24 protein-coding genes and 1 tRNA gene are annotated in these 26,795 nt (G+C 42.6%); 10 read left to right on the plus strand and 15 right to left on the minus strand.

The features are described from left to right. Positions 1 to 53: 53 nt before the first annotated feature. The 4 genes from prmC to F8R90_RS11485 form a co-directional block, all read right to left on the minus strand. Positions 54 to 944, minus strand: coding sequence for a peptide chain release factor N(5)-glutamine methyltransferase (gene prmC / locus F8R90_RS11470; RefSeq protein WP_196510840.1), 891 nt, complete (start codon positions 942 to 944; stop codon positions 54 to 56). Positions 945 to 969: 25 nt separating this feature from the next. Continuing rightward, a complete protein-coding gene (locus tag F8R90_RS11475; RefSeq protein ID WP_190892832.1) occupies positions 970 to 1,791 on the minus strand; it encodes a Tic22 family protein in 822 nt (273 codons plus the stop codon). A gap of 607 nt (positions 1,792 to 2,398) precedes the next feature. Continuing rightward, positions 2,399 to 2,472, minus strand: a tRNA-Pro gene (locus tag F8R90_RS11480). Positions 2,473 to 2,770: 298 nt separating this feature from the next. Beyond that, entirely contained in the window at positions 2,771 to 3,322 is a 552-nt protein-coding gene (locus F8R90_RS11485; protein WP_190892834.1) for a GNAT family N-acetyltransferase, read from the minus strand. A gap of 438 nt (positions 3,323 to 3,760) precedes the next feature. Between F8R90_RS11485 and F8R90_RS11490 the strand changes: the two genes are divergently transcribed. Together F8R90_RS11490 and F8R90_RS11495 are read left to right on the plus strand one after the other, a co-directional pair. Next, positions 3,761 to 4,480, plus strand: a complete 720-nt coding sequence (locus F8R90_RS11490; protein ID WP_012410214.1) for a hypothetical protein — start codon at positions 3,761 to 3,763, stop codon at positions 4,478 to 4,480. A 154-nt stretch (positions 4,481 to 4,634) separates the two neighbouring features. After that, complete coding sequence (locus F8R90_RS11495; protein ID WP_196510841.1) at positions 4,635 to 5,546, plus strand: alpha/beta fold hydrolase; 912 nt, start codon at positions 4,635 to 4,637, stop codon at positions 5,544 to 5,546. Positions 5,547 to 5,563: 17 nt separating this feature from the next. On the opposite strand, the gene tsaD is transcribed toward F8R90_RS11495, so the two are convergent. Further along, positions 5,564 to 6,613, minus strand: coding sequence for a tRNA (adenosine(37)-N6)-threonylcarbamoyltransferase complex transferase subunit TsaD (gene tsaD, locus F8R90_RS11500; RefSeq protein WP_196510842.1), 1,050 nt, complete (start codon positions 6,611 to 6,613; stop codon positions 5,564 to 5,566). Positions 6,614 to 6,885: 272 nt separating this feature from the next. Between tsaD and F8R90_RS11505 the strand changes: the two genes are divergently transcribed. From F8R90_RS11505 to F8R90_RS11515, 3 genes are all read left to right on the plus strand, one after another. Next, positions 6,886 to 7,380, plus strand: coding sequence for a Photosystem I reaction center subunit III (locus F8R90_RS11505; protein WP_190892841.1), 495 nt, complete (start codon positions 6,886 to 6,888; stop codon positions 7,378 to 7,380). A gap of 39 nt (positions 7,381 to 7,419) precedes the next feature. Further along, positions 7,420 to 7,569, plus strand: coding sequence for a photosystem I reaction center subunit IX (gene psaJ / locus F8R90_RS11510; RefSeq protein WP_190892844.1), 150 nt, complete (start codon positions 7,420 to 7,422; stop codon positions 7,567 to 7,569). A gap of 274 nt (positions 7,570 to 7,843) precedes the next feature. After that, the gene (locus F8R90_RS11515; RefSeq protein ID WP_190892846.1) at positions 7,844 to 8,365 is read left to right on the plus strand and encodes a photosystem I reaction center protein subunit XI; all 522 of its coding nucleotides are present in this window, start codon (positions 7,844 to 7,846) and stop codon (positions 8,363 to 8,365) included. Positions 8,366 to 8,467: 102 nt separating this feature from the next. Here F8R90_RS11515 and gmk read toward each other — a convergent pair whose 3' ends face one another. Together gmk and remA are read right to left on the minus strand one after the other, a co-directional pair. Beyond that, on the minus strand, positions 8,468 to 9,067 hold the full coding sequence (gene gmk, locus F8R90_RS11520) for a guanylate kinase (RefSeq protein WP_196510881.1): 600 nt from the start codon (positions 9,065 to 9,067) through the stop codon (positions 8,468 to 8,470). Positions 9,068 to 9,236: 169 nt separating this feature from the next. Next, positions 9,237 to 9,503 carry an extracellular matrix/biofilm regulator RemA gene (gene remA / locus F8R90_RS11525; protein ID WP_012410221.1) on the minus strand — a complete coding sequence of 89 codons (267 nt, stop codon included), beginning with the start codon at positions 9,501 to 9,503 and terminating at the stop codon, positions 9,237 to 9,239. A 252-nt stretch (positions 9,504 to 9,755) separates the two neighbouring features. On the opposite strand from remA, the gene F8R90_RS11530 reads away from it, so the two are divergent. After that, entirely contained in the window at positions 9,756 to 10,007 is a 252-nt protein-coding gene (locus F8R90_RS11530; RefSeq protein ID WP_196510843.1) for a hypothetical protein, read from the plus strand. 146 nt (positions 10,008 to 10,153) lie between these two features. On the opposite strand, the gene F8R90_RS11535 is transcribed toward F8R90_RS11530, so the two are convergent. Genes F8R90_RS11535 through tyrS form a run of 3 tightly spaced genes read right to left on the minus strand, consistent with a single transcriptional unit; the run spans position 10,154 to position 12,828 of the window. Beyond that, positions 10,154 to 10,888: a hypothetical protein gene (locus F8R90_RS11535; RefSeq protein WP_230966256.1), complete on the minus strand. Its 735-nt coding sequence runs from the start codon at positions 10,886 to 10,888 to the stop codon at positions 10,154 to 10,156. Next, positions 10,885 to 11,616, minus strand: coding sequence for an orotidine-5'-phosphate decarboxylase (gene pyrF / locus F8R90_RS11540; protein ID WP_196510844.1), 732 nt, complete (start codon positions 11,614 to 11,616; stop codon positions 10,885 to 10,887). The genes F8R90_RS11535 and pyrF overlap by 4 nt, the downstream gene beginning before the upstream one ends. 21 nt (positions 11,617 to 11,637) lie before the next feature. Then, a complete protein-coding gene (gene tyrS / locus F8R90_RS11545; RefSeq protein WP_196510845.1) occupies positions 11,638 to 12,828 on the minus strand; it encodes a tyrosine--tRNA ligase in 1,191 nt (396 codons plus the stop codon). Between the two features lie 173 nt (positions 12,829 to 13,001). On the opposite strand from tyrS, the gene F8R90_RS11550 reads away from it, so the two are divergent. Further along, positions 13,002 to 14,927: a transglycosylase domain-containing protein gene (locus F8R90_RS11550; RefSeq protein WP_196510846.1), complete on the plus strand. Its 1,926-nt coding sequence runs from the start codon at positions 13,002 to 13,004 to the stop codon at positions 14,925 to 14,927. A gap of 50 nt (positions 14,928 to 14,977) precedes the next feature. Here F8R90_RS11550 and F8R90_RS11555 read toward each other — a convergent pair whose 3' ends face one another. Next, positions 14,978 to 15,301: a DUF1825 family protein gene (locus F8R90_RS11555; RefSeq protein WP_012410226.1), complete on the minus strand. Its 324-nt coding sequence runs from the start codon at positions 15,299 to 15,301 to the stop codon at positions 14,978 to 14,980. A 126-nt stretch (positions 15,302 to 15,427) separates the two neighbouring features. Beyond that, positions 15,428 to 16,360, minus strand: a complete 933-nt coding sequence (locus F8R90_RS11560; RefSeq protein ID WP_196510847.1) for a J domain-containing protein — start codon at positions 16,358 to 16,360, stop codon at positions 15,428 to 15,430. Positions 16,361 to 16,549: 189 nt separating this feature from the next. Here F8R90_RS11560 and F8R90_RS11565 point away from each other — a divergent pair, with 189 nt between their 5' ends. Together F8R90_RS11565 and F8R90_RS11570 are read left to right on the plus strand one after the other, a co-directional pair. Then, positions 16,550 to 16,924, plus strand: coding sequence for an NINE protein (locus tag F8R90_RS11565; RefSeq protein WP_196510848.1), 375 nt, complete (start codon positions 16,550 to 16,552; stop codon positions 16,922 to 16,924). 14 nt (positions 16,925 to 16,938) lie between these two features. Next, positions 16,939 to 17,472 carry a helix-hairpin-helix domain-containing protein gene (locus tag F8R90_RS11570; protein ID WP_196510849.1) on the plus strand — a complete coding sequence of 178 codons (534 nt, stop codon included), beginning with the start codon at positions 16,939 to 16,941 and terminating at the stop codon, positions 17,470 to 17,472. A 101-nt stretch (positions 17,473 to 17,573) separates the two neighbouring features. On the opposite strand, the gene lepB is transcribed toward F8R90_RS11570, so the two are convergent. Beyond that, on the minus strand, positions 17,574 to 18,146 hold the full coding sequence (gene lepB / locus F8R90_RS11575; RefSeq protein ID WP_190892856.1) for a signal peptidase I: 573 nt from the start codon (positions 18,144 to 18,146) through the stop codon (positions 17,574 to 17,576). A gap of 1,657 nt (positions 18,147 to 19,803) precedes the next feature. Here lepB and F8R90_RS11580 point away from each other — a divergent pair. Beyond that, the gene (locus F8R90_RS11580) at positions 19,804 to 20,712 is read left to right on the plus strand and encodes a polysaccharide deacetylase family protein (protein WP_196510850.1); all 909 of its coding nucleotides are present in this window, start codon (positions 19,804 to 19,806) and stop codon (positions 20,710 to 20,712) included. 167 nt (positions 20,713 to 20,879) lie between these two features. On the opposite strand, the gene F8R90_RS11585 is transcribed toward F8R90_RS11580, so the two are convergent. After that, positions 20,880 to 21,623, minus strand: coding sequence for a class I SAM-dependent methyltransferase (locus F8R90_RS11585; protein ID WP_230966257.1), 744 nt, complete (start codon positions 21,621 to 21,623; stop codon positions 20,880 to 20,882). Between the two features lie 365 nt (positions 21,624 to 21,988). Continuing rightward, positions 21,989 to 26,683, minus strand: a complete 4,695-nt coding sequence (locus F8R90_RS11590) for a glutamate synthase-related protein (RefSeq protein ID WP_196510851.1) — start codon at positions 26,681 to 26,683, stop codon at positions 21,989 to 21,991. Positions 26,684 to 26,795: the final 112 nt, after the last annotated feature.

Here is a 26,795-nt window from a genome sequence, read left to right on the forward strand (position 1 = left end):
AGTAATTTTTTGTATCTTCTTTCTAATAACTCATAACTTACAACTCATAATTCCTAACTTTTATAAGCAAGGGCAAAGCGTTCAATTCCAGCTAAATCAGCGTGAATTTGAATTTTACAATAGCTACCTTGATTTTGCAAAAGTTCTTGCACTGCATCCGCCTGTCCTGCCATCATCTCAATTAACCACACGCCACCAGGCTGCAAATAGCTGGGAGAAATTTCTATCAAATGGCGAATGCAATCTAAGCCATCAGTGCCACCATCCAAAGCTAGATGTGGTTCATGGTTAACTACTTCTGGTTGCAGGGTAGGTAAGGTACTGGTGGGTATGTAAGGGGGGTTTGACACCATACCACTGAACTGACCTTTTAAGAATGTCAGTGGCTCCCACCAGGAACCTTGATAAAATTTAATCCGGTTAGCAAAACCCAAATTATGGGCGTTGGTTCGTGCGATCGCCAGAGCTTCTAAACTGTAATCAACTGCATGAATTGTTGCTTTTGGCAAAACATCTGCTAGTCCCAAAGCGATCGCTCCACTCCCAGTGCCTAAATCAGCCCAGTGTCCTGAAGCATTGCTAGCAGATGCTAAAGCTAAATCAATTAAGCTTTCTGTCTCTGGTCTGGGAATCAAAACCGCACTTGACACCGCGATTTGAAAGTTGCGCCAAGGTGTAACTCCCGCAATATACTGCACTGGGAAGCGGTCATTTAATCGTCTCTGCCAGAGCTTGTCTAACTCTTCTAGCGGCAATTGCAGCTGAATTTGAGGCCAGTTTTTAAAGGACTCCAAACGCAGTGCCAAGCGGTCTAACCCAGAAACTTCTAGGAGCAGCCAATCTACCTCGGCAGGCGGGACATCAGTGGCGATCGCTGCTTGGTGAGCTGCATTGCGCCACTGCCATAGTTGTAAACCAGAAACTATCAGATGTTTCTCCCCCATGCCTCAACCTTGGAGTGCATAACCGTTATTTTTTCGGAGCAGCGGGCGCAGCAGCAGGCTTGGCAGCTGGAGATTGATTGGGCGCAAGCGAGCGAATAAAATTGATGGACTCCCGCGATGGATACAGAACAATTTTATTTATACTAGGGTCGCTACTGCTATTAAGAGCCTCCATAACACCGTACAAATCTACCACCTGAATTTCAGTGTTGGCTGCTTCCTTTGGCACGGCTTTTTTGAATTCGTCTAATAGAGCCACTGCTTGCTCTTTCTCAAAAAAGAAAGGGATGTACCGCTCGTTGCCTTTGGCAACGGGAATGGTCAGATAGCTATTATCTTTCTTAAATTTGGGTACAAATAAGGGAATACCATTAAATTGCTGCCCTTTTTTACCATTTTCATTCAGCATACTTGTTGCTGAAGCTACTTGCTGTTGGGTTGGTACTAAAGTATAAATTACAGAGTCTGATTTCTTTTTGCTTTCTTGGACTATTTTATAGTAGTCTGCCAAGGACAAAGGTCTTACCTGTAGAGTGCTTGCCAACTGGGGGTTTTCTTTCTTGAGCCGATTGTCAAGGAATTTTTGAGCATCTTGCTTGCTAATAAAAAATCCCACTTGAGAGATTGGCTTAGATTCGTTGTTCCTCGAAAGAACTACAAATTCGCCTTTGGGATTGGTGAGCGTGAATACAGGTACTTCTTGGAGCTTTTTCACTACCTGATCTTGTGGCAACGCGATCGCTTCTAGATTGCCTATTCCTGGTAGATTTCCTATTCCTGAAAGCCCCGTTAAAAATACACTGCCAGCTATACCCAATGTTGCGCCCAAGCGAATAAATGATTTCATGACTGCTCCTCGCATCAATAGTCCAATTAAATTAAACAAATGGTTGGATTTGCACAGCACCAACTAGCTTTAGTTATATAGCAATCTATTTCAGTTGTGAAAAATTCATTGTGCGCGTTGAGGTTGAATGTTAACTGTCAACGGTCAAAATTCAATATTCCGCAACTATTTAGGGTTGCTATAGTTATAGTTTTGACAAATCGACTGTGCTAAAGTTGTGTTTTTCTCGATTTCGCTACGCTATTCACCACAAAATGCTGTAGATGCCTATTATATGTCTTCTCAAACAGTGAAAACTCTCTATGTCTCTCAACCTTGGAGATGATAACCACCATTTTATCCGCTTTCTCTAATATCGGGTGACGCTATTACTTAATCAATCGTTCCATCTGCGCTTGCTTTAATATCTTCTCAAATCTATACAAAGCTCCGTTTCAGGAATAACTGACTGCTTAAAGGCGAAATTTGCCTGTTAAACTTCAACAGCAAATCAAATAATGTAACAGAAAATTTGTTCTTATCGGTAAGTAAGAATGTGCAATTTAATTGCACATCTTAAGAAACTTAGTCAATCTGCCTTCACTGTTAACTATATTAATTACTTAAATCGGGATGACAGGATTTGAACCTGCGGCATCCTGCTCCCAAAGCAGGCGCGCTACCAAGCTGCGCTACATCCCGTTTAGACTTATCTACTTTTTGTGGTTTGGTTTTAATTTACCATCAAAGCGATCGCGCTTTACAAAAAGTATTAAGGTAACTATATCACATCAGACGGCTAATGCCTAATTTATTTTATCCTTTGCCAAAGACACGATAAATTACATTGTTACGATAAAGGTTTTTTGCCGACTTAGTTTTACAAGATATATACTTGCGCTTTCGTCGGCAGAAAAAAAGCAAAACCAGATCAAAATAATATATTTTGACTATATTACCTGATTTTATTGTGCAAATCGGGTTTTATTTTGATTGAGCGCTAGTGAGGATACCAGAACATGCCTTTAATGCCTTCTGGATCAGCCATAAACCCCATAGTTCGGTAGAAATCTACAACATGGGGGTCGGCGAAGAGAGTGACATTACTAATTTCTTCACTCCTAAGTTTTTTGAGAACGTATTTCATCAGTGCCTTTCCCAGTCCTTGACTTTGAAAGTCTGGGTGAACCACCACATCCCAAATAGTGGCATTAAACGCGTGATCTGAGGTAGCGCGGGCAAAACCAATGAGCCGCTTTTGGTTTCCTCTCACCTGCCACATTGAGGCGACAAGAAAACTATGCTCAATAGCTTTTTTCACTTTTCTTAGAGGACGACGCGACCAACCAACTGCATCACAGAGTTCTTCTAGCTCATACAGGTCAATGTCTCGCTCCGTACTGAAGACGATGCGAGCTTCCTTTGGAGAAGCTTCGCCAATGCTACCGAGGCTGGAGTTGCCCGCAGTTTCCGCTGTATGCTCTTCAAAGGAGTTTGTCCTAGTTGTCCCTACAGATTCAGGAGTGCTAAACCAAGTTTTCCAAAAACCCATGCCGACGTGGTTCGGGTAGTATAACTGAATTGGTTTCCACTCTCAGGAGTGTTGATTCACGTATAACATAACTACCCCCATTTACTACCCCTTACACTCAAAGTTTTTCGGTTGTTTTCGGGATTTGCAATGGTAACAGCCAATTAGAGCGTGTTTCACACCAATCATTTTCAACTTTAGCATTTTGTTGTAAAGGCTAGGAGAAATTCACCAAAAGGGAAGAATATAAACAATTCAAAATTCACGCATTCAAAATTCAAAATGGAAAAACCTAATCGTGGCAATTGCTCGTATAGAGCTTAAATGCACGTTAACTTAGGAGTGAATTGTATACAAGGGATTATTTGGGAAAATTCTTCCCTAGTCCCCAATCCCCGACACCCAGCCCCTAACACCCAGTCCCCAGGTGACGAAAGCAAGCGAGTCTTACCCTTAACAATGGCTTCTGGTTTAAAATCTTCGACACTGGAACTCCTAAAGCGCTTTAACCGAGCGTTTCCCCAGTTTTATGAGCAATTCGTCAGCAGTGAAATTCAACTGCAAAATTTGCGGCTAGCCTACCGTCTTTATAAAACTAGACGTGCTGTTATTGAACTGAAACCGGAAGGTAGCAAAAGTGCCCTGCATTTTGCTTACCGTAACCAGTCTTTTCTCCTCAGCGATATTTTTGGTGTACTAGCAGCTTATGGGTTGACTATTCACGGTCTGAGTCTATACGGTCAGATCCGTCCGCCGATGTTAGTTTTTATCAAACTGTTGGTGTCTCGTGGTAGTAAAGCCTTAACCGAGAAAACCGCAGAAAATGTCTGTCGCGCCATTCGTGAGGCTTTAGGAGGTCGGTTTGAGGTAGAAGAGATGCTGGCAGTAGAGTTCAATCTTGACACTGGCTTAGAGCAGGTACAAACTGAGTTCTATGTTGATCCGGTCTTTCATCTCCCTGCCCTAGTAATTGAAGCCGATAATCAACCAGGATTATTCTACAAAGTGATGTACGCCATCTGGCAAGAAGACCTTCTGGTAGTCAATGCCAATTTACTGGTTTGGCGTGGACGTACACGGCTAATTCTCTACTTGTTGGGGCCGAATGAAAGTCTCATTCCTGAATATCTGGGTCACAAAATTGCCGAAGGGGTGCGACAGAGGTTGCTGGGTAAATGATAAAAGTGAGGAGTGATGAGTTAAATAATTCGTAATGACGCTCCTGCGTCGCTAACGTAATTCGTAATTAAAAATTAATAACTCCTTACTCATAACTTCTAACTCTTCGCACTCCGTATTTAGTCGCACCCACCCTTAGGGGTACGATATAAGTATGGCAACTATCGAAATCTTGGGCGTTCCACACGCATACGAGCTAACGGCTCCCACTTCCTGCCCCCATGCTTTAGTATTTATCCACGGTTGGCTCAATAGCCGTGGATATTGGCAACCTGTGATTTCCCGCCTATCAGATGATTTGCAGTGCCTGTCCTATGATTTGCGGGGTTTTGGTGAATCCCAATCCCAGGTAAAAACCGATTTTAGTCGAGCACAAACGTCTCTAAGTCTTACGCCCATCTCCAGTAGTGCGCTTGGCTCACCAATCGATTCTCTTTATACTCCTGTTGCCTATGCTCAGGATTTAGCAATTCTCCTGAAACAGCTGAATATTACTAGTGCTTGGCTAATTGGTCACTCTTTGGGAGGCACAATCGCTCTTTGGGGAGCAGATCAAATACCTGAGTGTGTTAAGGGAGTTATCTGTATTAACGCTGGCGGTGGTATTTACCTCAAAGAAGCTTTTGAGCAGTTTCGCTCGGCAGGTCAAAAATTTTTGCAAGTCCGCCCACGTTGGCTGTCCCAAGTGCCTTTGATTGATTTGCTGTTTACCAGAGCCAGTGTGGCACGTCCTTTAGACCGCTATTGGGCACGTCAGCGACTGATTGATTTCGTTGTAGCTGACCCAGAAGCTGCTCTGGGAAGTCTTTTAGACTCCACTACTGAGGAAGAAATCAATCGTTTACCTGAGCTAGTATCCCAACTGAAGCAGCCTGTTTATTTTTTGGCTGGTGCCGAAGATAAGGTTATGGAACCCAAGTATGTGCGCCATTTAGCTAGCTTTCACAGACTGTTCCAATATTGTGGTGACAATGTTTTGGAAATTCCTGATTGCGGACACCTAGCTATGTTGGAACAGCCGGATGCAGTGGCTGATCACATCCGGTCGATAGTCATTAGTCATTAATCATTGGTCATTGCCCCTTACGACTCAGGCTGATACAACTTCATCACCTGGGTAAGAGCTAACCTAGACTCAACGCCCAGTGTGAGAGGGGATGTATGACCACAGGATAGATGGTCAGCGGCGGCACAGCCGATCATGGCGGCGTTATCGGTACAGAATTTTAGAGGTGGGAATAGGACGCGTAGGTTATGTTCAACGGCGGCGGCTTGGAGGTTTTTTCTCAAGCCGCTATTAGCTGCTACACCGCCACCAACAGCAATTGTGTCTAGACCATAGTCTAGGGCACAGGCGATCACTCTTTTGGTTAGCGATCGCGCTACGGTTTCCTGAAAGCTAGCTGCTAAATCTGCCACTGGCGCTTGTCCACCATCTTTCTCTAACTGCTGCACTAAACGTAATACAGCCGTTTTTAACCCACTAAAGCTCGTATCATAACGATGGAACCCCCCACCAGGTAGAGAAACTTTTCCTTCTGGTAGGGCAAAGGCTTGGGCATTACCTTCTTGTGCCAGCTTGTCAATCACTGGGCCACCCGGATAACCCAACTTTAACAATCGCGCCACTTTATCAAAGGCTTCACCCGCAGCATCATCACGAGTTTGCCCCAAAGTTTCGTACATACCACAACCCTTGGCATAAATCAAGCTTGTATGTCCGCCAGAAACTAATAAACTCAAGAAAGGGGGATTTAAACTTGGTTCGCTCAAATAAGTTGCGTAAATGTGACCTTCAAGGTGATGAACTCCCAAAAATGGTTTGTTATGTACCATCGCCAGGGTTTTGGCAGCAGTCAACCCCACCAACAGCGCTCCTACGAGTCCAGGGGCACAAGTGGCGGCAATCGCGTCAATATTCTCCCAGTCTAGTTGAGCTTGCTCTAGGGCTTGAGCGATCCCTTCATTGATTGTTTCCAAGTGCTGGCGAGATGCTACTTCTGGTACTACCCCACCATACTGCTGATGGACTGAAATTTGTGAGGCTACAATACTGCTGCAAACTTTACGATTGTTAACAATTGCGACGGCAGTTTCATCACAGCTAGTTTCTATTGCTAAAACGGTTGCCATTGAGGGTGCTAAGTGCTGAGTTTTGAGTAGTAGAGACAAAATCTTGCTTCTTTACTACCCTACAACAACAATTCTTATACTTAGGACTCGTTACTCACCACTTAGCACCCGATAAAGATTTGGTTGAGAAGCTTTAACTTTTATTTACTTAAACTTTACTCGGTTCCCACCCAAGAGTATGATGACTTCCTAGTTATGCAAATAAACAACTGTACAAGCCGCTTCGTTTTGTACAAAGAACTTCTTGTTTTGTAATAAAAGGAAACAACTCTATGCGACGATTGTTTGCTTTGATGTTAGCGATTAGTCTTTGGTTCAATTTTGCCCCCCCAGCACAAGCTTTAGGGGCTAATTTGACACCGTGCAAGGACAATCCCGCTTTTCAAGAGCTAGCAGCTAATGCCCGTAATACCACCGCTGATCCCCAATCAGGGAAAAAGCGGTTTGAGCGTTATTCTCAGGCGCTGTGCGGCCCTGAGGGCTATCCCCACTTGATTGTTGATGGTCGTCTAGATCGTGCTGGTGACTTCTTGATCCCTAGCATTCTGTTTCTATATATTGCTGGTTGGATTGGCTGGGTAGGTCGTGCCTATCTGCAAGCGATCAAAAAAGACGCAAACACTGAACAAAAAGAAATCCAAATCGATCTTGGTTTGGCACTACCCATCATGGCTACAGGGTTTACTTGGCCACTAGCAGCAGTCCAAGAATTACTCTCTGGAAAATTAACAGCCAAGGATACAGAAATCCCCATTTCTCCACGTTAAATCAGCTTAACTAATTCATTTGTTTTGGAGACTAAATTCATGGCAGACAAAAGCGACCAATCATCCTATTTGATCAAGTTTATTTCCACAGCACCAGTCGCAACAACCCTATGGCTGACAATCACAGCAGGTATCTTGATTGAGTTCAACCGCTTTTTCCCCGATCTACTTTTCCACCCACTACCATAAGTGGAGAATGAGATTTAGGACAGTGAAATGTCTTGTTTTTTGCTTAATATTGTGTAGTTGATGTATTCAGCTTAATTTAGGCAGAATTATCAGCAAAATAGGCAGCAAAAATAGTTTTTTGAAACTCGTGATCCTGTTTACAGATCGCGAGTTTCACAGCTTGAAAACTAGCTAAATTAATTTTTCTAAACTTCCTAGCCAAAAACCATCTTTAGCTACAATTATTATTAATATAAAAATGCCACCATTTTAATTTAGAGGCGAACATAAGAATATGGCGCAAGCAGTAGATGCATCAAAAAATCTCCCCAGCGATCCCAGAAATCGTGAAGTTGTTTTTCCCGCATTCCGCGATCCGCAACTGGGCAATCTAGAAACCCCAGTAAATGCTTCTCCCTTGGTCAAGTGGTTCATTAATAACTTACCTGCCTATCGCCCAGGTCTGTCTCCTGCCAGACGCGGTTTAGAAGTTGGCATGGCTCATGGTTACTTGCTATTTGGCCCCTTTGCCAAATTGGGCCCACTGCGAGATACAGATAATGCGAACTTAGCTGGTTTACTAGCAGCCATCGGCTTGGTTGTTTTGCTCACCGCTTGTCTATCTCTGTATTCTAATAGCAATCCACCAAAAGCACTTCCTAGCGTTACCGTACCTAACCCTCCGGTAGATGCTTTTAACTCTAAAGAAAGCTGGAACAATTTTGCCAGTTCTTTCTTAATTGGTGGTATTGGTGGTGCAGTAGTTGCTTACTTTTTGACTAGTAATTTGGGATTAATTCAAGGTTTATTTGGTTAATTTTGAAATGAGGAGTTAGACGCGATTAATCGCGTCTGTACAGGAGTTAAGAGTTAGGAGTTAAAATTTATAACTTCTAACTTTTAATTCTTAACTCTTAGCTTATTTAAACAAAACCGTTTCAATGTCGTTTAAAGCAGTTTCAAAATCGTCATTAACGATTTGAATATCAAATTCATCTGCGGCTTGAATTTCTTCTTGGGCCCGGAGTAAACGACGGGCGATCGCTTCTTCAGAGTCTTGGGCGCGAGAGCGTATCCGTTTCTCCAATTCATCAAAAGAAGGCGGTAAAATAAAAATGCTGAAGGCACTGGGAAAGGAAGTACGAATTTGTCTTGCTCCTTCTAACTCAATTTCTAGGACCACCAACTTGCCAAAATGAATTTGGTTAAGCACAGCTTCACGGGGAGTGCCATAATAGTTACCAGCAAATTCTGCCCATTCCAAAAATTCACCTTCAGCAACTAATTGTTCAAACTTAGTGCGGCTGATAAAGTAGTAATTTTTGCCATCGATTTCCCCTGGACGAGGAGAGCGCGTAGTCACGGATACGGAATAATAAAGTTCTGGATGACGCTCTAGGAGCGATCGCATTAAAGTGCCTTTACCGACCCCACTGGGGCCAGTTAAAACAATCAACCTGCCTAAATGTAAGCATTCTTCGGTAGTAGCAATACTCTGGATGGGTAAAACTGGCATCATCCCTTCAACCTGTGAATCAATCAATAGATATTATTCATTAGTCTTGTGTTCCTGGCCAAGTCCACTAGTGACTAAAGAATTTGTAGCAAGGGTGACAGAAAACTTGTCTAATTCACATGGTACTGCCGATATGGTGCAAATAGAAATGAGATTATTAATCCACTCCTAATCAATTATCTACAGTTTGATGATCGCGGGAAATTACAAAGCGATTTGCTACCGTTTCAGGCTGAATAGCGGACAGAATTACGTGGCTGGAATCGGTGATAATTACAGCCCTAGTCCGACGACCGTAGGTTGCATCAATCAATTGACCCCTGTCCCGTGCATCGGTAATAATCCGCTTAATCGGGGCAGACTCTGGACTGACAATGGCAACTACTCGGTTGGCAGACACGATGTTACCAAAGCCGATGTTGATTAATTGAATCTCCATAAAAAACTGACGCCAAACGCGGTTTGAGAAGCATGAAATAAACTTATTTCCATGTTATCGCCAAAAAACGGGAGTCACAACGCTTAAATTCAAGCCTGCCTTGATTTTTAAATAATGTCTGCTTTTTTTCGCTGTTTATCAGCTATTTTTCATCAAAATCCTCCCATAGATATAGGCGCAATTCCACTGATACAAGCTAGTTGGATGATGTACATTTATTTCGTTTGAAATAAGTATCTAATTCGGAAATTGATGGGGAGAAAAATCGATTGGAATTGCCTCGCTCTAACTGTGCTAGCTCACTACAATAATGTCAATGCTGCTGAATTGGTATTTTTAGGTCATAGCGAAAATGTGACGTTTCGCGTTGAAACTCGGAATAATCAAAATTTTGCTACATCTGGAGAATATGATGAGCAAGCTTTATTTCTTCTCCGTATCCATTATCTGATCGCGGAATCCAGCGATCGCATCTGGCAACAACATACAACTCATGTGGCTTAATGCGTTGTATCGAGATACCGATTTGCTTTTTTAGCGCCGCAGCCAAATGAACACGATTACTTATTAAAAACTGTACCCTACGTTAGTGAAAGCTTCTGTAGCAAATATCTTAAAGGCGAGACATTTTTGTTCGATTCATAGCTGTTCTACTTTGATATTAACGGTTCAATTTTGTCTCCCAGATTTACAGCACGCAACCGTCGTACACTTCCAGCTTGACAATCGCGTAACCAAGTTTTAACTCCTTGGGCAACAGTACCGTTACTACTATCGCGTGGCGGAGATAGTGGCTGCTGTGCTGAATGGGAACCAGTTTGAGAAAACATCATCACTAGTTGCCAACCACTTTTAGTTTTAGTCAACAATAGCCAGTGGAATTGCTGCAATTCTACAACTTTCTTTCCTATGTACTGGCGCTCTAAAGTAGTAAAGAAAACTTGCTCAACTCCTGATGCAGAGCTTTTAGGCGCATCTGTACTATATTCTTCAAGATTAAGGGGCAGAGGAGTAAATTCAGGTCTTCCTGCCACTAGCATATAACTGTAAACATCACTGCTTCTGCTGAGGCGGCGGGCGCGTTGACTAGCGCGATTGGTGTAACTAGATAAATCTTGAAGTAGCTGTATAGTTAATGTTTCTAAATTTTGCTCAGAACACAAAGACCTCGCCCCAGTGTTCACATTTTCCCTTTCTGCTAGGGCAGAGGGTTGAGGGGTGAAGTTTGTCGAGAACGCTGGGTAAGCAAGGCTATTTGATACTAAAACCCAGAAGCCACAAGCTAAAAGCCAACTATAATTTTTCTTCTTGAGCGAAGAGGCAAGATTGTTCTCCCCTACACCCTGCACACTATCCCCCAGATTTTCACTGACTCTTAGCTTCATGCCACCGTGGTTAACTCCTCAGAAATCCTTTTCCAGGCTAACTCAGGCTCAATAGCAGCGGTGATGGGACGCCCAATTACTAGGTAATCTGCGCCTGCTTTAATGGCTTGTGCTGGGGTGAGCGATCGCTTTTGATCACCTTTATCTGCCCAAGTTGGTCTAACCCCTGGACAAACAAGCAAAAAGTCATTTCCACAAGTTTGTCGCAACTGTGCCACCTCTTGAGGCGAACAAACTACCCCATCCAGACCACATTCTTGAGCCAGCAGGGCCATTTCTAAAGCATATTCTGGCAATTCCAGAGGTATTTTTAAATCAAATGCCAACTGCCTAGCAGAAATGCTTGTTAGCAGGGTAATAGCAATTAACTTTGGTGGTTGTACACCTGCTTTTGCAGCCCCTTCCTGTGCCGCCTCAGTTGCGGCTTTCAGGGCATCTCTACCAGCAGTAGCATGAATTGTAAGTAAATCCACTCCGTATCTAGCTGCACTCCGGCAAGCACCAGCAACGGTATTGGGGATATCATCAAACTTTAAATCTAAGAAAATGCGCTTTTGCCGAGACTTTAGTTCTTCTAAAATTTTCGGGCCAGTACTAGTAAACAACTCTAAACCAACCTTCCAGAAACTAACTTGCGGGAGTTGATCTATAAGAGCGATCGCACTTTGCTCATCCGGCACATCCAAAGCCACAATAACTCGTTGTTCTGCCTGTTCACCATTCCCCATTCCCCACTCCCTATTCCCCATTTAAGGAACTAAACGCACAAACTTATTTTTCCCAACTTGTAAAACCTTACCTTGTAACTCAGCAGGATCAGCAAAAGTAGTATCAATATCGGCAATGCGATCGCCATCTAAGCGCACGCCACCTTCTTGAATTTTCCGCTTTCCTTCCCCTGTACTTTTGCATAAACCAGTGACATTGAGAATATACGCTAACTTAGTAGGAAACTGCGATACCTCAGCTAGAGAAAATTCGGGAACTGCACCTTCCTTTCCACCGCTTTGGGCAGCTTCTTTAGCCTCTTGCGCTGCTTGTTCACCGTGGTACTGTTTGACAATTTCCCATGCTAAAAGTGTCTGGCGATCGCGGGGATTTTCTGGCAGACTATCCAAAGGTAAATCTGTCAACAGTTCAAAATACTGCTCCAGCAGATGATCGGCAACTCCTTGTAACTTCTGATATTTTTGCCCCGGATGTTCTGATAACCCAATATAATTACCTAAAGACTTGGACATTTTTTGCACACCATCCGTGCCAATCAAAATTGGCAACAGCATCCCAAACTGTGGCTCTTGACCAAAATGGCGCTGCAAATCTCTGCCCACAGCAATGTTAAATTTTTGATCAGTCCCTCCCAATTCCACATCTGCCTCAACGGCAACGGAATCAAAACCTTGCATTAACGGGTACAGGAACTCATGGATAAAAATTGGATTCTCTTTTCTATAGCGATCGGCAAATCCTTCTTTCGCCAACATCTGCCCCACCGTCATCGTGGAGAGTAACTCCAGAATTTTCTCTAAGTTTAGCCCAGAGAGCCATTCAGAGTTATAACGCACCTCTAATCTTCCTGGTGTGTCAAAATCCAAAATAGGGCGTACTTGGTCAAGATAAGTCTGAGCATTTTGAGCTACATCTGCTTCTGTAAGCTGACGACGCACTTCAGATTTACCTGTTGGATCGCCAATGCGTGCTGTAAAATCGCCAATAATCAGAACTGCTATATGGCCTGCATCTTGAAACGCTCGCAGTTTCCGTACTGGTATGCTATGACCAAGATGAATATCAGTACCTGTAGGATCAATCCCCAATTTGACCCTTAAAGGTTGGTTTGTGCTTACCAAGCGCTTTTCTAGACTATCACTGTTAACATCAGCTGGTTGTGGGAAAACTTCTACCACACCACGACGCAGCCAAGCAAAATCTTGCGTCATACTAGAAAATCCACTGTTAGCTATGTTTTGCACACTAGAAGTTAAGTTGGTTATAAACACTTGCAATTTATCCGCTTTCTCATCTGCCAAACTACTATAATTGCAAAAAATTAACCGCCTTGCTTCGTCCAATCAATTACAGTTAAATTTATAAGTGAGGAAGTGAAATCGCCGTGTCGTCTTCTAGGACTTTTGAAGATAAACAGCCACAACGTCGGGCTTCATCCGGTTTTGAGTTTTTGAAAGGAGTCGGTCAGGTAACTGGCGGTACTCTCCTCTCAATCACCATGTTGGCAAGTTCCATTGTAGCCGGAGGACTGGTTGGTTTAGCCATTAGTTTCCGTAATTTGCCAGATGTAAGACAGCTACGTAACTTCTTTCCCTCAGAAACAACTTACATCTATGACGTTAAAGGTAAGCTTTTAACCAGTATCCACGGGGAAGCCAACCGGGAAGTCGTGCCCCTGGATAGAATTTCCCCGAATTTAAAACGGGCAGTATTAGCCAGTGAAGATAGTCACTTCTACGATCACCACGGGATTAATCCCACTGGTGTTGGACGTGCTGTAGTAGTTAACGCTGTAGCAGGTGGAGTCAAAGAGGGTGGCTCTACTGTTACTATGCAATTGGTAAAAAACCTATTTTTGTCTCGCAAGCGTGCCTTTACCCGCAAGTTAGCGGAGGGGGTGCTAGCAATTCGGTTAGAGCAAATTCTCACTAAAGACCAAATTTTAGAAATGTACCTCAATCAAGTTTATTGGGGTCATAACAATTATGGTGTACAAACGGCAGCCCGCAGTTACTTTAATAAATCAGCAGAATATTTAAGCTTGGGTGAGTCAGCAATGATGGCGGGTTTAATCCAAGCACCAGAAGAATTCAGCCCGTTTGCGAGTATGAAGCTAGCAAAACAGAAACAAAAAGAAGTGCTGGGACGGATGCTGGAATTAAACTGGATCAACCAGTCAGAGTACGACAGTGCCCTCAAGCAAGAAATCAAACTTGGTAGAATCAAATCCTTTCAAGGTAGTGCCCTACCTTATATAACCAATACAGTAGCGCAGGAGTTGGCTAAAAAGTTTGGGCGTGAGACACTACTCAAAGGTGGGATGCGGGTGCAAACTACAGTTGATGCCAACTTCCAAATTATGGCAGAGGAAACTGTCGGTAAGTGGCATAAATCACTCCTTGGGCAGGGATTATCTAAGAATCAAATCGCCTTGGTGGCAATTGATCCGCGCACGCATTTTATTAAAGCATTGGTGGGTGGCGTAGATCCTAAGACCAGTGAATTCAATCGTGCAACTCAATCTCAACGGCAGCCTGGATCTTCTTTTAAACCGTTTGTCTACTATGCTGCTTTTGCTACTGGTAAATATGGGCCAGACTCAACGGTAGTAGATTCTCCAGTTAGTTATCAAGATGGTAATGGTCGGTACTTTCCCAGAAATTATGATGGGGGATTTAGCGGCCCGATGCCAATCCGCACAGCTTTAGCCCAATCGCGCAATATTCCGGTGATTAAGATTGGTAAGGCTATTGGCATGAATAGAGTGATCGAAACTTGCCGTACCTTGGGCATCATGAGTCCGATGGAACCTGTTACCTCGCTACCTCTGGGTGCTATTGGTGTTACTCCGCTAGAAATGGCTAGTGCCTATGCTACCTTTGCCAATTATGGCTGGCAATCTCCACCAACTGTAATTGCCCGTGTCACCGATAGTAGTGGTAATGTGTTACTAGATAATACCCCTAAACCTCAGCTAGTTCTAGACCCTTGGGCATCAGCAGCCATTATCGATGTGATGCGAACGGTAGTTACTAATGGTACAGGTAAAGGTGCTGCTATACCTCGTCCGAGTGCTGGTAAGACAGGTACAACTTCCTCAGAAAAGGATATCTGGTATGTTGGCACTGTGCCACAGTTAACCACTGCTGTTTGGGTAGGCAGGGACGACAATAGACAATTAGCTAGCCGTGCTACGGGTGGCGGTATGGTTGCTCCCATCTGGAAAGATTTTATGGAAAAGGCACTGAAGAATGTACCAGTAGAAAACTTCAAGCCACCTTCCCAGTTTTCTCGGCCCAAGTCACAATAATTTTGAATTTTGGATTTTGGATTGGCAATTAATCCAAAATCTAAAATTGACTAGGCCTGTTTTTCTAGCTCGGCTTTCATCCGTTCTAAAGTAAGGTGCATTTGGTCAAACATTTGTTGCGGGGTGACACCGAACTGACCTAATTGCGTTTTCAGTTGTTCTACTGTCATTTGTGCCATGAAATCTTCTGATAGCTCGAAGCGCTTCATAAAGATGCGATAACGATCCATCATGGCTTCCATTTGCTCAATAAACAGCTTTTTGCCATCGCGGTCAAATTTGCCGTAGTTGTTACCAAGCTTGATTAGCGCTTGATAATCCTCAAACAGCTGTTTTGCTTCTTGCTGAACTATCTCAGAATCGAAGAATCCCATATTGCTTATATTAAACTGAGTGTCCAGACTCAGCAGCTTAATAGTTTTACTTCTATTTATTATTTTAGTCTAGGTGAGTAATCTAGTGACGAAGCTTCGGTTTTAGTACGGTTTGTTACCGAAATTTCAACACTTGACTTGAGAACCTTTCCTTTTTGTAAACCGACTTAATAAAGCCGCAATACTCATAGCTTTAGCCATTGATTTAGGATTGGTATTTTCACCCGGTTGAATTTTCAGTTTGGGAGCATATTTCAAAGCTAATGAATTTTGCGGGTTCAGTTTTAATGCTTGACAGATGTAAACCCTTGCCATCCCTAGAAATTTCTGTTGGAAATGTACCGAACCTAATAAGGCATAATAGTCGCTGTTATTTGGCTCTAACTTGATGGCATCGCGCAGTTCTTGCACGGCGAGGGCCCATTTAGCTAGCCTGACGTACTCAATAGCTCGCTGGTAGTGACGTTGAGCATAGTTTGTTAAAACTGGTTTGATATCAGTTTGTTCAGATAATGTCAATTTAACTGGCTTAACTTCTACCTCAGGGATGATGCGAACAGCTTTTTGCGGTAGGAACAGGTCTGGTTTATGCAACCGTAAGTAAACTAAATTCAGTATACTAATTTGTTGCGTTACCTGATAAAACTGAGCTAGTGATTTGTACTGTGCTTCTGCATAGCAGGCGATCGCTTCTTCGTAAAACAATTCTGCTTGGGGTGTAGACATTTCCATAATTTCCTGAGCTATAGCACTTTGAGAAGACAAAGCTTTTTGCTCTAAAACTCTTGCGTCCGATCGCAGCATAGCGATCGCAATCAAGCGCTTATGTCGATGTTTCAGTTGTTCATAAGCTGGATTGATTAAACGGCTAAATATTGCCGTTGCTAATTCTTGGTCTGGATTGCAGCTTTTGCTATAGCGATCGGGATGTAGCAGCTTCGCTAAAGTGTGATAGCGTTTAAAAATCTGACGATCATCAGCAATCACAGAAATTCCTAATACAGCGTAAGGATCACAAAGCTGTTCAAGCCATTTTGGCGGTAGGAAGGTCTGTGACATAGTAGTAATAAAGCTGTTAAAAACTTAAAATTAGCATCAAAGCTCAATGCACAGTCATGTGAAACTTACTCAAATTTATTCAAAGACTAAATTGTGTGTGGGGCTTCCCAGCTAAAAGTCTGAAGGGGAAGGCAGAGTAGATGACTCTCTGATTGTAGGAACTGTGGTATTGGTATATTTATTAAAAATATGTTGACTAAGCGCAAAAGTCGAAGTGTTGCTGCTGTTTTAGCTTTTTCTGGCACGCTGACAATTTCAGGATTACATAAATTCTATCTGGGACAGCCGTTATGGGGTGTTTTGTATGTGTTGCTTTCCTGGACACCTATCCCCAAGGTAGCTAGTGCCATTGAGGGAGTTTGGTATTTAGCCCAAGACGAAGAAGCTTTTGATCGTAATTTTAATCTAGGCAAGTCAACGACAAGAAACTCACAAAAGGTGAGTAATCAGGTAGGAGCGATGGCTGACGCTTTGCGTGAATTAGATGCTCTGCGCCAGGATGGACTGATTTCAGAGTATGAGTTTGAGCAAAAGCGCCGCCAATTGCTAGACCAGATTTCTTGAGGTAAGTGACAACCATGAATAACTGGCTACCTTTGAACCCCAGACTGCAAAAACTCCGCGCCAAACTCCTCAATGATCCTTACTATCGCCTACAATCTGGAGAAGAAATTCAGATAGCAGCAAAATTAGGTATCCGCATTGATGCTAATCAAGCCACTGTAGATGATTGGTTACGCCTACCAGGTTTGTCAATTCACCAAGCGCGATCGCTTGTAGAACTTTCGCGTTCTGGTGTTAAATTTTACTGTATTGAAGATATTGCTGCGGCTTTGGCTATACCAGCGCCGCGTCTGGAGCCATTAAAGCCTCTGCTGAATTTTATTTATTATGACCACGAATCTCTAGAAAGTCCTACGCATATAGTTAACCCAAACACAGCAACAGTTGAAAAGTTAGCACAAATTCCATTTATAGATTTGTCTTTGGCGCAAGCAGTGGTGCAAAATCGGCAATCAGCCGGGCCTTACCGTAACCTGGCTGATTTCCAACGGCGGTTGGAATTAACTGGTGATGCGATCGCCCAACTGATGTATTATTTAAGGTTTTAAGTTAGAAGTTTTAAAATAACTCCCAACTCAGCAAATTTTAGATTTTGAATTTTGGATTGAAGGAAAAGTCTAAAATCTAAAATTGAATGATTCCTAACTTTTTAAATGAACCCAATGCGGTCGAGAGGCCAAAAGCGAAACGTTGCCCGACCGATGACATTTTTTCTGGGTAAAAAGCCCCAATAACGAGAGTCATTACTATCGTTGCGGTTATCTCCCATGACAAAAAATTCGTCTTCTGGGACTTTCACTGGTTGATATGGCTGATTTGGTGGTTCAGCGATGTAGTCTTCTGCCAAGGGTTGACCGTTAAGGTAGACTTTGCCAGAAGCAACACTAATTACCTCACCAGGCTGGCCAATAACCCGCTTGATGAAGGCTTGGTCTTTAGGATATCCCCGACGTTGTAGTTCTGCGGGTGGTTGAAAAACAATAATATCCCCAGTTATGGGAGGGTGAAAATGGTAGGATATTTTTTCCACCACCAAGCGATCGCCTGTATGCAAGGTGGGCAACATCGAATCAGAAGGTATATAGCGGGGTTCGGCAATAAAAGTCCGGATCAGGAACGCCAAACACAATGCGATCGCAATTAAAATCAGATTTTCTTGCCAACTACGCCATACTTTTAACGACGCACGCTCTTCTTTTGCATCACTTTCGTGAGGAACCATAAAACTTTCTAGCCAGTTTAAGAAGTGGGACAAATACCTTGATTATTTTGACTCAAAAGGTATACTGATAAACAACATGGGTTCTGCATAAACCCATACAGATATTAAATAATACAGTTAGCGCATCTACCAAAGATAAGCAAAAGTGCTGTAAATAAACTATCACCTGCCTAAGGCAATATAAGCTAAATAATTAGGATTTTTGGATAGATGATTAAAAATCATAATTCTAATTGCTGCAATTATAAGGCAAGTTATTAAATAATTTTCAGTTTTGCTTCCTCCTGCTAAAAAATTAGTTCCAGATTGTTAGAGCGGTACAGCCAGTCGGTTTTTTGTTGGAGCAGAAAATTGGTCGTTGAGTTGCAAAAAAAGCTTCCTGAATGTCTTGAAATATATGCTTCATTTTCACTGAACACTAAGATGTTTATTCCATTATTCCAGTAGAGTAGTTTATCTACTTTTAGCGAACGAATAAAAATATGTTTTTTCATATGTTGTGTGAGCAAAAAATCTGCCCATAAAAGGCTCATATCCAGCAATTACCTGGAAACCTGCTTGGGTCTATATTATTAAGTAATATTACGTTGGTTTTAAGGTTATTTAATGTATTTTTATATACACAAATATAGCTTGAGCAAGTGTAATTAGTAAAAAATCCTTCATAATAAAGATAAAGTATAGTGTTTAGTATAGATGTATACTACATGAGCGCAATTTTAACAACTAGATTATAAACAATGTAAGTGATTTACGTAATTATACGGTGACATTATATATTAGATTGTACTATTAATAATATATCAATCTCCTTTACATCAAGAAGAACCTACTAGCAATTGAAGCTTAAGTACCAGCATCAAAAATAGAGTTGAACTGCCGATAAAATTATTTTTGCTGAATGAGTTAAAAGTATCTAGATTAACGAATACATGCCCCTTGGCAATGAGAAACTATATTGAATCAATTTTCGTCTGTTTATTTCATAGAAAATACAAGGCAAGATTCTGCCAGTTAAAAATTTAACTTTTTCTTAAAAAAGAAGCAATGGCAGCAGGCAGTAAGATATATCTTATCAAGAATAGAACTAATAGTTTATTAGACTCTTTTTTGAAAGATACACCATCCCTTTTAAGTAATTTTGTATGCTAACCAAATAATTTACTAAGCTGTAAATTATACAACTTTCCTGTCAGAAAGTCTTGCTATAAAAACCTCAGCTAGCGAAAAGTTCAAATTGTCGGGCGCGATAGTTGAGCTACATCTTATTTGTAAAGCTATAAAACTTGAAAGGATAATACTGCCTTAGCGGTGAAGTTAAAGACAGTAATTAAAAGGGTTTTGGGGTGTAATTAATTATCTGATTGTGCTCCTTCTTAGAGCTAGCGGTAAGAATGTGGAATTGCAGACCTTGCCTTTTATGAATGGTTGACATTCAACAGTACCAAGTACTATATAAGCGTTTTTCCAAATCTAGAGCATCTAGATTTCAGTTAAAGCCGTATAGTCTGTTTTTCTGATTGCAAATTTCTATTAGTCCAATTCCAATTGTCAGGATTAGCAGAAAGCAGCTGGTATCTAAAGATATCTAAAAAAATGTGCTATAACGTACCGTCATAACCGTGGTTGATGGTTCGATCTTTGAAGGAGCTATGAGGTGGAAAACAATAAGTCGTTTCTGTGGCCAGAAGGAATATTAATTGCACTGCTTGCTTTATGTGGTGTTTTTAGCCTTGCTTTCATGATGCTTCTAAGGCCAAATCCTTCAGAGGCTCAGAGCCAACAAAATATAAATGTGAAGGATGTAAGTGCAAACATAGGAACTCAGCAGCGCATTGAGAAATTAAAGGCGACGATGCTTACAAGTTGGCAGCAAGAAGCACAAACAAAAGGACTATCCTACGCTCTACCATCACGTTTTCAAGGGGCAATAGTTAAAGCGGCAAAACTCACTAAGGCGGAGAAAGTAATTGCTCTTACCTTTGATGATGGGCCTTGGCCTCAGACCACAGCGCAAGTGCTAGATATTCTAAAATCAAATAATATTAAAGGGACGTTTTTTGTCGTTGGGCAAAACCTAAAAAATTATCCAGACTTAGGAAAGCAGATTGTCTCTCAAGGTCACGTCATTGCCAACCATACTTGGCATCACTGGTATCATTCCTTTAATCCACAAGCAGCAGCTTTTGAAATTGACCGCACAACAGACCTAATTTATCAAATTACAGGTGCTAAAACAAATCTCTTCCGACCGCCAGGTGGCAACCTGCACAATGGATTAGCTGCTTATGCTAAAGGTAAAAAATATGCCGTGGTCATGTGGTCAGCGGACTCCATAGACTATAAGTTGCCAGCTGTACCAAAGTTGATCGATAACGTGATTAAAGATTCAAAGCCTGGCGGTATTGTGCTAATGCATGATGGTGGTGGTAATCGTTCCAAAACTGTACAAGCTTTACCAGAAATTATTAGCAACTTCAGAAAGCAAGGCTATCGCTTTGTGACTATTCCAGAACTTTTAGAAATGGAAGATGCAGACCAAAAGCTGCTTGCTAACAAAAAGTAATTATTAATTATGGGCAATTAGTCAAGAGTAATTGACTAAAAACTAAAATTATATTTTTTACTTATAATGGCTTATTTATGACTGAAGTTTAGACAGTTCTAGGTGCGAAACTAAAGAACAAATCAACTGAAAACTTGACGAATAATCTTGGTTATTGAAATGACGGTTTAAGCCAGCAATGGAGATGCAATAACTGTCCAAGCTGCCATATATGTTCCAGCGTACTTATTGGAATAGTCAGTAGTGCTATCAGGAACAAACCAGTCAGGAGTTTTCTTCTGCTGTCTAACTTTTTTGTCCAAGCCAATTTGTAGAGAAATATTCTCGTAAACAATTTTTGCATTTACAGCTTTCAGCAATTCTTCTACTAAATTTTGTAGCCATTCTGCCCGAACATAAAGATTATGGGATGGATGATCACCATAAGCAAAAGGTACAATAAGCACCAGATATCCTTTGTCGCTTATTAGTTTGTCCAAACAGAATTGAACAAGCTGTTGATCGTCATTTTTTTCTAGTGTTTCCTTGTCCACATTATGAAATAGTAATCCGGCTAGCACGACAGCATCAAATTTTTGATTTTCTGAAGCCAATTCTGGCAGTATTACCGATAAATCTTTGGCAGTAAATTTCTTGTTGGGGTATAGCTTTGAACAGTACTGAATCGCAGCTTCACTGTGATCTATCCCAAGGTAATCACATCGCTCAGGTAGATATTTGTTCAATGCCCCATTGCCACATCCTAAATCTAATAAAGAGAATGAACGTTGCTTAAAAGCCTCATCTAGATACCAAGCCGATGGTGTGTATCGGGTAGCATTTTCAGGAGCTTCAAAGTATGAATAATAATCATCTTGGAAACGTTCTTCTTCAGAAGTTTTGCGATCGGGAGCTTGATCTTCTATAAGCATTTTTATAGACAAATCCTACTTTTTTGGGACACATTTATATGGCAGTCTACCAGGATTTAGGTAATGCCTTCTATACTCAATTAGGTAGATTTCAGGACAGTGCTTATCTCAACTTTATTACTTGCACTTTCACAGGATTTGATTGCTCAGACATTTTTGTTGCTTTATTCTAAAGTCCAGTTATGAATCAATTAATGAATATTCCCCCTTAAAAAGGGGGAATATTTTTCTCTGTACACTTTTTTTAAGGGGTAAATTCAGGTGACTGCTTTGGGCATCGAAAGCAGTTTTCGCAGAGTACCTGTTTGTGCAACTTCTCCGACGGGAGAATGGCTTAAGTCCGAGTATGAGAACAGTTACAGTTACTAATGACTAGTCACTAAACTTAACTCAGTTTTTTTTTCAGGATCAGCTTCTGCACTATCAGCTTCAGAAGGCGGAACTAACTGCCAGAATTTCGGCAAAAATTCTTGCCAATCTTGGAGAATTTTCTTCGCCTTTAGTGAACCAGTTCGTTCCCCATGAGTTTTGATTAACTCTTGCAGTTGTTTTGCACCTGCTTCTGTAATCACCCTCTGGATTTTGACAATTTCCGGGTTGACTAATTTACGAAATGAATCATCTTCATCCAAGAAGTACGCTAGTCCACCAGTCATCCCAGCGGCTACGTTACGTCCTACTTTGCCGAGGACGACAATCACACCACCAGTCATATATTCGCAGCAGTGATCCCCAGCGCCTTCAATCACTGCGATCCCTTTGGAGTTTCTTACAGCAAAACGCTCTCCTGCTAGTCCGTTGGCAAATAACATGCCACCAGTAGCACCATAGAGGCAAGTATTGCCAACTATCACGTTTTGTGATGCGTTATAGGTAGCATCGGTTGGAGGTTTGATGATTATTTCACCACCATGCATCCCTTTACCTACGTAGTCGTTTGCCTCTCCTTCCAGGGTCAGAATTATACCAGGGAGGTTGAACGCACCAAAGCTTTGCCCAACACTGCCTGTGAAGTTGAGATTAATCTGTCCTTCAAAGTCGCTATCACCGTATTGAGAAGCGATCGCTCCCGCTAATCTTGTGCCTACTGTTCTGTCAGTATTGACAATAGGGTAAGTCTTGGTAACAGTGGACTGATCCCTAATGGCAGTCTGAATGTCGGGATCGGCAAGCATCTTGTCATCCAAAACCACGCCGTTACTGTGGACTTCTTCATGCAGCAACCAACTACGATTGTCTCTGGTATCTGGTAGCTTAAGTAAACAGTCCAGGTTCAGCGATCGCGTTTTGGTGAGTTTTGCCTCTGGGCGCAGTTTCAACAAATCTGCACGTCCAATGATTTCTGACAAAGAACGGTAGCCAAGTCGTGCTAACAAACTACGCACTTCTTCGGCGATGAAGTAGAAGAAGTTAACAACCTGTTCCGGCATTCCCGTAAACCGCTTGCGGAGTTCTTCTTTTTGAGTAGCAACACCTACAGGGCAAGTGTTCATGTGGCAAACTCGCGCCATGATACAGCCTTCAGCAATCATAGCGATGGAGCCGAAACCAAATTCTTCACCGCCCATCAATGCACCTATTACCACATCCCAGCCACTTTTGAGTCCGCCATCTACGCGCAAAATCACGCGATCGCGCAGGCTATTTTCCATCAAGACGCGATGCACTTCACTTAAACCCAGTTCCCACGGTGAACCAGCATGTTTAATGGAACTTAGTGGCGATGCACCTGTACCACCATCATGTCCAGAAATCTGGATAATATCAGCGTTTGCCTTGGCTACACCAGCTGCGATCGTGCCAATGCCAACTTCTGCAACTAACTTCACCGACACCTTGGCTTTGGGATTAATTTGGTGCAGATCAAAAATCAGCTGTGCTAGGTCTTCAATAGAATAGATATCGTGGTGCGGTGGTGGTGAAATCAGTGTGACACCTGGCTTCGAGCGCCTTAACATTGCGATGTATTGGCTCACCTTGGGCCCTGGTAGCTGTCCACCTTCCCCAGGCTTGGCACCTTGGGCAATTTTGATTTCAATTTGTTTGGCATTGACTAAGTACGCTGGTGTGACACCAAAGCGTCCCGATGCAACTTGCTTGATGGCACTATAGGCTTTATCACCATTCCGCAACCCTTTTAAATGAGGTAGGGTTGGTGAGTGACCAGACTCGTCTACATCATCTAGAACTGTATAACGTACTGGGTCTTCGCCGCCTTCTCCAGAATTGGATTTACCGCCAATGCGATTCATGGCGATCGCTAAGGTTTCATGGGCTTCTCTTGACAAAGCGCCTAAAGACATGCCGCCGGTGCAGAAGCGCTTGACAATTTCAGTTACCGACTCCACTTCTTCTATAGGAATTGGGGTGCGATCGCCTTGGAAGTCTAGCAAGTCCCGCAAAGCTGTTACTGGCCTACCTTGAAGATGCTTCTTATAAACTTCGTAGTGGTCGTAGTTTTTGCCATCTAAAGCCTTATGCAGCGCCTTAACCATTTCTGGACTATTCATGTGGTACTCGCCGCCTGGACGGTACTGCACAAAACCCAGGTTTTGTAACTTATTGGCAGTTACTTCTGGGAAAGCTTTGCAATGGAAGGAAAGCACTTCATCAGCTAGTTCGCTAACACTCAAACCACCGATACGGGAAGTCGTACCACGGAATCCCAGTTCGATTAAATCTCCACCGATGCCAATAGCTTCAAAGATTTGGGCTGCTTGATAGCTGGAGAGCAGAGAAATTCCCATTTTGGAGAGAATTTTTAGCAAACCTGACTCTACTGCTTTGCGATAGTTTCCTAAAGCTTGTTCTAGGGTGAGGGTTGGAATTTTTTGCACACCCATTAACTTTTGAGTTTTGGGATCAGACCACCAATCACGCACCGTATCTAAAGCCATATACGGGCAAACTGCACCAGCACCGTAGCCAATGAGACAAGCAAAGTGATGAGTACTCCAGCATTGGGCAGTATTGACAATCAGGGATGTTTTCATTCGCAGCCCTTCCCGAATCAGGTGATGATGTACAGCACCCACTGCTAACAGGGGAGGAATGTATGTATCTTCTGGGCTGATACCGTCATTTCCCTTATCGCTTAAGATTAAAATCTTTGCACCTGCGCGGACTGATTCAGCTGCTTGTGCTTGTAAAGATTGGACTGCGGCCTTTAATCCTTCAGGGCCGGTAGCGATCGCAAATAAGGTTGATAACTCAGCCGTGGCAAATCCTGACAGCTTAATCGCCTCTAATTCAACATCCGTTAACACTGGCGATTCGAGCTTCAATCTCCGAGCATATTCTGGCTTGGGTTCTAATAAGTTACCCCGTTCACCCAGTTCGACTTTCAAAGACATCACTAGCTTTTCCCGGAGGGGATCAATCGCTGGGTTCGTCACCTGAGCAAAGCGCTGTTTGAAATAGTCATAAAGCAGGTGGGGTTTTGTTGACAGCACCGCTAAGGGAATATCATCACCCATACAGAAAGTCGGCTCCGAACCTGCGATCGCCATTGGATGAATCACCATTTCCACATCTTCTGTGGTGTAGCCAAAGGCTGTTTGACGCTGAAGTAAGGTTTGCTTGTCAAGTTTGTCAGTTGTACTATGTGCGTTACCATTCTCAGTAGCCAGATGTCCATTTCCATTAATATCTGACGACTGACTACTGACAATTTGTTTAAGTTCTTGACGGTACTGTTGCAGCCATTCCCCATAAGGATGCTGCTTGGCGATGCGCTGCTTAATCTCCCAATTCTTCAGCACTTCATGATTTTCTAAATCCACGGCAATCATTTGCCCTGGGCCGAGTCTACCTTTCTCGACAATATCGGCTTCTGGGAAGTCCACTACACCAGCTTCGGAAGCTACTACAATGTAATCATCTTTAGTGATCACGTAGCGAGCTGGTCTTAAGCCATTACGATCTAGTGTTGCACCAACTTTTTTGCCATCGCTGAATACTAAAAGTGCTGGCCCGTCCCATGCTTCTTGTAGACCGCTGTAATATTCGTAGAAATCAACAATTTCTGGAGAGTCACGTAAAGAAGGCTGATTTTGGTAAGCTTCTGGAACCATAATCATTAAAGCTTCCAAAGGGCTGCGTCCAGAGGACACCAGCAATTCCACTACGTTGTCTAGGGTAGCTGAGTCGCTGTTATCAATATGAACTAATGGCTTGAGTTCCTGGATGCGATCGCCCCATACAGGATGATTCAAGCTAGCTTCTCGTGCCATCATCCAGTTGATGTTACCCAACAAAGTATTGATTTCGCCGTTGTGACCCAAAAGCCGCATTGGTTGAGCTAGGGGCCACTTGGGCATTGTGTTGGTACTAAAGCGGCGGTGATAGACAGCAAAGGCGCTTTTGTAAGCTGGATTCTTTAAATCGTCATAAAAGCTGCCCAATACGGCAGAACGCACCATGCCTTTATAGACAATTGTGCGGCTTGACAACGAGCATATATAAAATTCTTCTGAGATGTTGGTTGCTACTTTACTAATTCTGCGGCGGGTAATATACAACTGCCGTTCTAATTCATCGCCGCTTTTGTCAACAGAAGCTAGCAAAACTTGTTCAATCTGGGGTTGATTCTCTCTTGCTTGTACCCCAAGTAAATCAGGTTGCACTGGCACAACTCGCCAACCCAGTACAATGAATTTTTCTTCAGCAGCTACTTGCTCAACTGCCGCCCTAGCTTTTTGTGCTGCTTCCTGGTCTTGTGGTAGAAAGATCATCCCAATAGCTATATTATTGATGGATGGAAGTTCCTTTCCACTTTCGGCAAAGTCTTGTTGAAATAACTCCCAAGGGATAGCTGTCAATACTCCAGCACCATCACCAGAGTCTTGATCAGCGCTACAACCTCCCCGGTGTTCTAAGCAGGTTAAAGCAGCCAAGGCTTTTTCTACAATTTTGTGGCTGGTATGATTCTGGCGATGAGCAATAAAACCGACACCACAGGCATCTCGTTCCTCTACTAACCACTTTTGCCCCTGATAGGTATCTCTTGAGTTTATATCCGCTGTGATTTGTTGGTCTTGATTCATCGGTTTATTATTCATACCCTGTTCCTGAAGTATTGAGTTACCAATTTTGCCACTACGTTATGGAAAAAATTTCTAAATTCCGCGATGGAAAAATATACAAGCACCGAAATTTAGGGAAAAAAAATTT

It is taken from the genome of Nostoc sp. NZL, from assembly GCF_015714705.1.
Classification (GTDB): domain Bacteria; phylum Cyanobacteriota; class Cyanobacteriia; order Cyanobacteriales; family Nostocaceae; genus Nostoc; species Nostoc foliaceum_A.

Excerpts from the sequence above, each read along its gene's own strand:
- prmC (WP_196510840.1), bottom strand. The coding sequence starts at position 944 with ATGGGGGAGAAACATCTGATAGTTTCTGGTTTACAACTATGGCAGTGG.
- F8R90_RS11475 (WP_190892832.1), bottom strand. The coding sequence starts at position 1,791 with ATGAAATCATTTATTCGCTTGGGCGCAACATTGGGTATAGCTGGCAGT.
- F8R90_RS11485 (WP_190892834.1), bottom strand. The coding sequence starts at position 3,322 with ATGGGTTTTTGGAAAACTTGGTTTAGCACTCCTGAATCTGTAGGGACA.
- F8R90_RS11490 (WP_012410214.1), top strand. The coding sequence starts at position 3,761 with ATGGCTTCTGGTTTAAAATCTTCGACACTGGAACTCCTAAAGCGCTTT.
- F8R90_RS11495 (WP_196510841.1), top strand. The coding sequence starts at position 4,635 with ATGGCAACTATCGAAATCTTGGGCGTTCCACACGCATACGAGCTAACG.
- tsaD (WP_196510842.1), bottom strand. The coding sequence starts at position 6,613 with ATGGCAACCGTTTTAGCAATAGAAACTAGCTGTGATGAAACTGCCGTC.
- F8R90_RS11505 (WP_190892841.1), top strand. The coding sequence starts at position 6,886 with ATGCGACGATTGTTTGCTTTGATGTTAGCGATTAGTCTTTGGTTCAAT.
- psaJ (WP_190892844.1), top strand. The coding sequence starts at position 7,420 with ATGGCAGACAAAAGCGACCAATCATCCTATTTGATCAAGTTTATTTCC.
- F8R90_RS11515 (WP_190892846.1), top strand. The coding sequence starts at position 7,844 with ATGGCGCAAGCAGTAGATGCATCAAAAAATCTCCCCAGCGATCCCAGA.
- gmk (WP_196510881.1), bottom strand. The coding sequence starts at position 9,067 with ATGATGCCAGTTTTACCCATCCAGAGTATTGCTACTACCGAAGAATGC.
- remA (WP_012410221.1), bottom strand. The coding sequence starts at position 9,503 with ATGGAGATTCAATTAATCAACATCGGCTTTGGTAACATCGTGTCTGCC.
- F8R90_RS11530 (WP_196510843.1), top strand. The coding sequence starts at position 9,756 with ATGGGGAGAAAAATCGATTGGAATTGCCTCGCTCTAACTGTGCTAGCT.
- F8R90_RS11535 (WP_230966256.1), bottom strand. The coding sequence starts at position 10,888 with ATGAAGCTAAGAGTCAGTGAAAATCTGGGGGATAGTGTGCAGGGTGTA.
- pyrF (WP_196510844.1), bottom strand. The coding sequence starts at position 11,616 with ATGGGGAATGGTGAACAGGCAGAACAACGAGTTATTGTGGCTTTGGAT.
- tyrS (WP_196510845.1), bottom strand. The coding sequence starts at position 12,828 with ATGACGCAAGATTTTGCTTGGCTGCGTCGTGGTGTGGTAGAAGTTTTC.
- F8R90_RS11555 (WP_012410226.1), bottom strand. The coding sequence starts at position 15,301 with ATGGGATTCTTCGATTCTGAGATAGTTCAGCAAGAAGCAAAACAGCTG.
- F8R90_RS11560 (WP_196510847.1), bottom strand. The coding sequence starts at position 16,360 with ATGTCACAGACCTTCCTACCGCCAAAATGGCTTGAACAGCTTTGTGAT.
- F8R90_RS11565 (WP_196510848.1), top strand. The coding sequence starts at position 16,550 with ATGTTGACTAAGCGCAAAAGTCGAAGTGTTGCTGCTGTTTTAGCTTTT.
- F8R90_RS11570 (WP_196510849.1), top strand. The coding sequence starts at position 16,939 with ATGAATAACTGGCTACCTTTGAACCCCAGACTGCAAAAACTCCGCGCC.
- lepB (WP_190892856.1), bottom strand. The coding sequence starts at position 18,146 with ATGGTTCCTCACGAAAGTGATGCAAAAGAAGAGCGTGCGTCGTTAAAA.
- F8R90_RS11585 (WP_230966257.1), bottom strand. The coding sequence starts at position 21,623 with ATGCTTATAGAAGATCAAGCTCCCGATCGCAAAACTTCTGAAGAAGAA.
- F8R90_RS11590 (WP_196510851.1), bottom strand. The coding sequence starts at position 26,683 with ATGAATAATAAACCGATGAATCAAGACCAACAAATCACAGCGGATATA.